Below are 5000 nucleotides of genomic sequence, written 5' to 3' on the forward strand. Positions count from 1 at the left end.
GGGCGGGGGCGCGTCCGGAGGGGGGCCGCCGCCGTGCCGGGTTCCGTTCATGACCGTGGTCCGCTCGTCACCGTCACGGCCGTGCGGGCGTCGCGGCCGCCGCCAGCACCGCCCGCCGCGTCAGCACCCTTGCGAGGTGCGCGCGGTAGTCCGCCGAGGCCGACACGTCGGACGAGGGACGGGCGCCGTCCGCCGCGGCCTCCGCGGCCCGGGCCACCGCCTCCGGTCCGGCGTCCGCGCCCGCCAGCGCCTCCTCGGCGGCCGTGGCCCGCAGCGGGGTCGAGCCCATGTTGGTCAGGCCGATCCGGGACTCGGTGATCCGCCCGTTGTCGCGCCGCACCAGGGCCGCCACCCCGACGACGGCCCAGGCCTGCGCGGACCGGCTGAACTTCTCGTAGCAAAAGCCCCAGCCCTCCCGTTTGGGCACCCGGACCTCGACCAGCAGCTCGTCGGGTTCCAGCGTCGTCTGGAGGTAGTCGTCGAAGAAGTCCCGCGCCGCGATGGTGCGCCGCCCCCGCGGCCCGGCCGCGACCAGTTCCGCGTCCAGGGCGAGCGCCACCGCCGGCAGGTCGCCGGCCGGGTCGGCGTGGGCGAGCGAGCCGCCCAGGGTGCCCCGGTGCCGTACCGCAGGGTCGGCGACCGTCGCCGCCGCCTGCGAGAGCAGACCGGCGTACCGCCGCACGAGCGGGTCGTGGATCACGTCGTGGTGGGTGGTCGTCGAGCCGATGACGACGGCGTCGCCCTGCTCGCGCACACCGCGCAGTTCGGCGATCCTGCCGACGTCGACGACGAGTTCGGGGAAGGCGAGGCGCAGCCGCAGGATCGGCAGCAGGCTCTGCCCGCCCGCCAGCACCTTCGCCTCGTCCCCGGCGTCCGCGAGCGCGCGGACGGCCTCGTCGACGCTCGCCGGCCTGGCGTAGTCGAATGCCGCGGGGATCATGCGGTCTCACCTGCTCCCGTCGCCGAGGTCCTGGCCTGCTGTGCCTGCCGCACGGCCCGCCAGATCCGTTCCGGCGTGCAGGGCATGGGGACGTCCGTGACGCCGAGCGGCCGCAGCGCGTCCACGACGGCGTTGACGACGGCCGGGGTGGAGGCGATCGTCCCGGACTCGCCGACTCCCTTGACGCCCAGCGGGTTGGAGGTCGCCGGGGTCTCGGTGCGGTCGGTGGTGAACTCGGGCAGGTCCGGGGCCGTGGGCACCAGGTAGTCGGCCATCGTGCCCGTCATCAGGTTGCCCTCGTCGTCGTACACGGCCTCCTCGTACAGCGCCTGCCCGATGCCCTGCGCGAGGCCGCCGTGCACCTGCCCCTCCACGATCATCGGGTTGACGACCCGTCCGACGTCGTCGACACAGACGTACTTGCGGATGTGGGTGCGGCCCGTCTCGGTGTCGATCTCGACCGCGCACAGGTGGGTGCCGTGCGGGTAGGAGAAGTTCTCCGGGTCGACGATGTGCTCGGCGTTGATGGTGGGCTCCATGCCCTCCGGCAGATCGTGCGAGGAGAAGGCCTCGAACGCGATCTCCTGGATGGTCCTGCGGGCCTCGGGCGAGCCCTTCACGGAGAACACCCCGTCGGTGAACTCCAGGTCCTGCTCGCTGGCCTCCAGCAGGTGCGCGGCCACCTTCCTGGCCTTGTCGACGACCTTGCGCGCCGCGTGGTGGACGGCGACGCCACCGACGACCAGGGAGCGCGAACCGTAGGTGTCCATGCCCTGCGGGGCGGACCGGGTGTCGCCGTGGACCACCTCGACGTCCTCGAAGGGCACCCCGAGGACGTCCGCGGCGATCTGGCTCCAGCTGGTGACGTGGCCCTGCCCGTGCGGGCTGGTGCCGGTGACGACCTCGACCTTGCCGGTGGGCAGCATCCTGATGCTCGCCGCCTCCCAGCCGCCCGCGGCGTACCGCAGGTCGCCCAGCACCCGGCTGGGCGCGAGCCCGCACATCTCGGTGTACGTCGACACGCCGATGCCCAGGCGCACCGGGTCGCCGCTCTCGTTGCGCTCGCGCTGCTCGGCCCGCAGGTCGTCGTAGCCGAACATCGCGAGGGCCTTGTCGGTCGCCGCCTCGTAGTTGCCGCTGTCGTAGGTCAGGCCCGCGATCGACGTGTACGGGAACTCCTCGTGACGGATCCAGTTGCGGCGGCGCAACTCGACCGGGTCGATGGCGAGTTCGGCCGCCAGATCGTCCATGATCCGCTCGATGGCGAAGGTCGCCTCGGGCCGGCCGGCGCCCCGGTAGGCGTCGGTCGGGGTGCGGGTGGTGAAGACCCCGGTGCAGCGGAAGTCGTAGGACTCCATCTTGTAGATCGCCGGGAACATGAAGGCGCCCAGGATCGGGATGCCCGGCGTCACGAGCATCAGGTACGCGCCCATGTCGGCCAGCAGATCGACCTTGAGGCCCAGCAGTCTGCCCTCGCGGGTCGCGGCGACCTCGATGTCCTGGATCTGGCCCCGCCCGTGGTGGGTGGCCAGGTAGCCCTCGGAGCGCGACTCCGTCCACTTCACGGGCCGGCCCAGCCGCCGGGCGACGGCCAGCGCGACCGCCTCCTCGCCGTACACCTGGAGCTTGGAGCCGAAACCGCCGCCGACGTCCGGGGCGATCACGCGCAGCTTCTGCTCGGGGATCCCGGTGACGACGGCCAGCATGATCCGCAGGATGTGCGGGATCTGGGTGGCCGAGTGGACGGTGTAGTCGCCGGAGGCGGCCTGCGGGGTCACGACCACCGACCGGGGCTCCATCGCGTTGGGGATGAGCCGCTGCTGGAGGTAACGCCGGTGCAGCACCACGTCGGCGCGCTCCCTGACCGCGTCGTACGGCTCCCCGGTGGCGAGCGGCCAGACGTAACAGCGGTTCGTGCCCTTGTCCGAGTGGACCAGCGGGGCGTCCTCGGCCAGCGCCGCCTCCAGGTCGAGCACCGGCGGCAGCGGGGTGTAGTCCACCTCGACGGCCTCCAGCGCGTCCGCCGCCGCGTAGCGGTCGCGGGCGACGACGACGGCCACCGGGTCACCGGCGTGGCGCACCTCGTCGACGGCCAGCGGCGGATGGTCGGGCAGCACCATGTCCTCGGTGACCGGCCAGGCGCACGGCAGCGAACCGAGGCCGTCGGCGGCGAGGTCGCGGCCGGTGAACGCGGCCAGCACACCGGGCCGGTCCAGGGCGGGGGAGACGTCGATCCGGTCGATACGGGCGTGCGCCATGGGGCTCCGCAGCATCGCCAGGTGCAGCAGGCCGGGGGCGGTGATGTTGTCCGTCCAGGTGGTCTGCCCGGTGACGAGCCGGGCGTCCTCCTTGCGCGGCCGGGCGCGCCCGACCTCCGTCTCCCGGCTCTCGAGGGTCTCGGTCATGATGTGACCTCCTGAGGCTGGGGCCCGGCCTGCGAGGCGGACGGCGGGGCGGACGGGGACGACGGGGAGGAGCCCGGGGCGTCCGCGGCGGCGAGGACCGCGCTGACGATGTTCTGGTAGCCGGTGCAGCGGCAGAGGTTGCCCTCGAGGCCCTCCCGGACCTCTTCGGCCGACGGGTGGGGGTTCTCGCGGAGCAGGTCGCGGGCGGCCATGATCATGCCCGGTGTGCAGAAGCCGCACTGGAGGCCGTGCTGTTCGTGGAACGCCTTCTGCAGCGGGTGCCAGGAACCGTTCCGGGACAGGCCCTGGATCGTGGTCACCGTGCTGCCGTCGGCCTGGACGGCGAGCACCGAACAGCTCTTGACGCTGTCCCCGTCGAGGTCGACCGTGCACGCCCCGCAGTTGGTGGTGTCGCAACCGACGGGGGTGCCGGTCAGGCCCAGACGGTCTCGCAGGTAGTGGACGAGGAGGAGACGGGGTTCCACGTCGTCCTCGTACGTCGTGCCGTCCACCTTCGTGGAGATGCGGGTCATGTGCCCTCCCAGAGGTCCGGACGAGGGGTTTCGGCCCATACGGCCGTGATGTGCGTCACTCTATGGCGGCCTCCGGGGCGGCGCGAGGGCTGCGGCATTCCTTTCCCGGCGCCCGCGCCGGGCGGGTGTGTGCCGCCCGGCGCGGGCGCGGAGGGAGACCGTGCGCCGCCCCGTTGGCCGTCCGCGGGGCGCCCCGGGTGCCGTGCGCGCGCAGCCCGTGCGGAACCGGGTGACGCGGCCTAGCCTGGTGGTGCTCGGGGCCGAGGAGGAGGTCTCACGCATGCCCCGACCGCTGTGGAGTGGAGCCGTGTCCTTCGGGCTGGTCACGATTCCGGTGAAGATCATCAGCGCCACCGAGGACCGGGACGTGCACTTCCACCAGATCCACCGGGCCGACAACGGCCGGGTCCGGGTGCGCAAGACCTGTGCCCTCGACGGGCGGGAGCTGTCCCAGGAGGAGATCGGCCGCGGCTACGAGGTCTCCAAGGACACCATTGTCGAGATCAAGGACGAGGAACTGCAGCAGCTGCCACTGCCCACCGCCAAGGCGATCGAGGTCGTGGCGTTCGTCCCCGTATCGTCGATCGACCCCGTCAGGTTCGGGGACCCGTACTACCTGGCCGCGGACGGGCCCGTCGCCGCCAAGCCCTATGTGCTGCTGCGCAAGGCGCTGGAGCGCACCTCCAAGGTCGCGGTGATCAAGATGGCGTGGCACGGGCGGGAGCGGCTCGGCCTGCTCAGGGTGGTGGGCGACGCGATCGCGCTGCAGACGATGTACTGGCCCGACGAGGTCCGCTCGCCCGCGGGGCTCGCGCCGAAGGAGGCCGAACTCACCGAGAAGGAGATCCAGGAGGCCGGGGCGCTGATGGACGCCATCGGGGAGAAGGACATCGGTGAGTTCCACGACGAGTACCGGGCGGCCCTGGAGGCCGTGATCGAGGCGAAGGCGGAGGGCAGGCGCCTCCCCGAGGTGCCGGAGGAGGCCCCGCCGGCGGGAGGCGTCGTGGACCTCATGGCGGCGCTGCAGCAGAGCGTGCGCAAGGCCCGTGAGGCGCGCGGCGAGGGCGGCGAGGGCGGCGACCGTGGCGGGGCTGCCCCTGGACACATTGGTGAGCAGGTGTT

Annotated in this window: 4 protein-coding genes; 1 reads left to right on the forward strand and 3 read right to left on the reverse strand. The window is 72.7% G+C overall.

Annotated elements, in window-relative coordinates:
• Nucleotides 1-73: 73 nt before the first annotated feature.
• The 3 genes from GUY61_RS34530 to GUY61_RS34540 are packed head-to-tail and all read right to left on the reverse strand — an operon-like array spanning nucleotide 74 to nucleotide 3878.
• Complete coding sequence (locus GUY61_RS34530) at nucleotides 74-940, reverse strand: xanthine dehydrogenase family protein subunit M (RefSeq protein WP_166634271.1); 867 nt, start codon at nucleotides 938-940, stop codon at nucleotides 74-76.
• Nucleotides 937-3345 carry a xanthine dehydrogenase family protein molybdopterin-binding subunit gene (locus tag GUY61_RS34535; RefSeq protein WP_166634272.1) on the reverse strand — a complete coding sequence of 803 codons (2409 nt, stop codon included), beginning with the start codon at nucleotides 3343-3345 and terminating at the stop codon, nucleotides 937-939. Before GUY61_RS34535 ends, GUY61_RS34530 begins: the two co-directional genes overlap by 4 nt.
• Complete coding sequence (locus GUY61_RS34540; protein WP_166634273.1) at nucleotides 3342-3878, reverse strand: (2Fe-2S)-binding protein; 537 nt, start codon at nucleotides 3876-3878, stop codon at nucleotides 3342-3344. The genes GUY61_RS34535 and GUY61_RS34540 overlap by 4 nt, the downstream gene beginning before the upstream one ends.
• Before the next feature lie 280 nt (nucleotides 3879-4158).
• On the opposite strand from GUY61_RS34540, the gene GUY61_RS34545 reads away from it, so the two are divergent.
• Nucleotides 4159-5000, forward strand: an 842-nt coding sequence (locus GUY61_RS34545) for a Ku protein (RefSeq protein ID WP_166634274.1), incomplete at its 3' end; no start/stop codon positions are given.

It is taken from the genome of Streptomyces sp. GC420 (assembly GCF_009916105.1).
Lineage (GTDB): Bacteria > Actinomycetota > Actinomycetes > Streptomycetales > Streptomycetaceae > Streptomyces.

What these genes read in the sequence shown, in the direction of transcription:
- GUY61_RS34530 (WP_166634271.1), bottom strand. Translation starts at nt 940, where the DNA reads ATGATCCCCGCGGCATTCGACTACGCCAGGCCGGCGAGCGTCGACGAG.
- GUY61_RS34535 (WP_166634272.1), bottom strand. Translation starts at nt 3,345, where the DNA reads ATGACCGAGACCCTCGAGAGCCGGGAGACGGAGGTCGGGCGCGCCCGG.
- GUY61_RS34540 (WP_166634273.1), bottom strand. Translation starts at nt 3,878, where the DNA reads ATGACCCGCATCTCCACGAAGGTGGACGGCACGACGTACGAGGACGAC.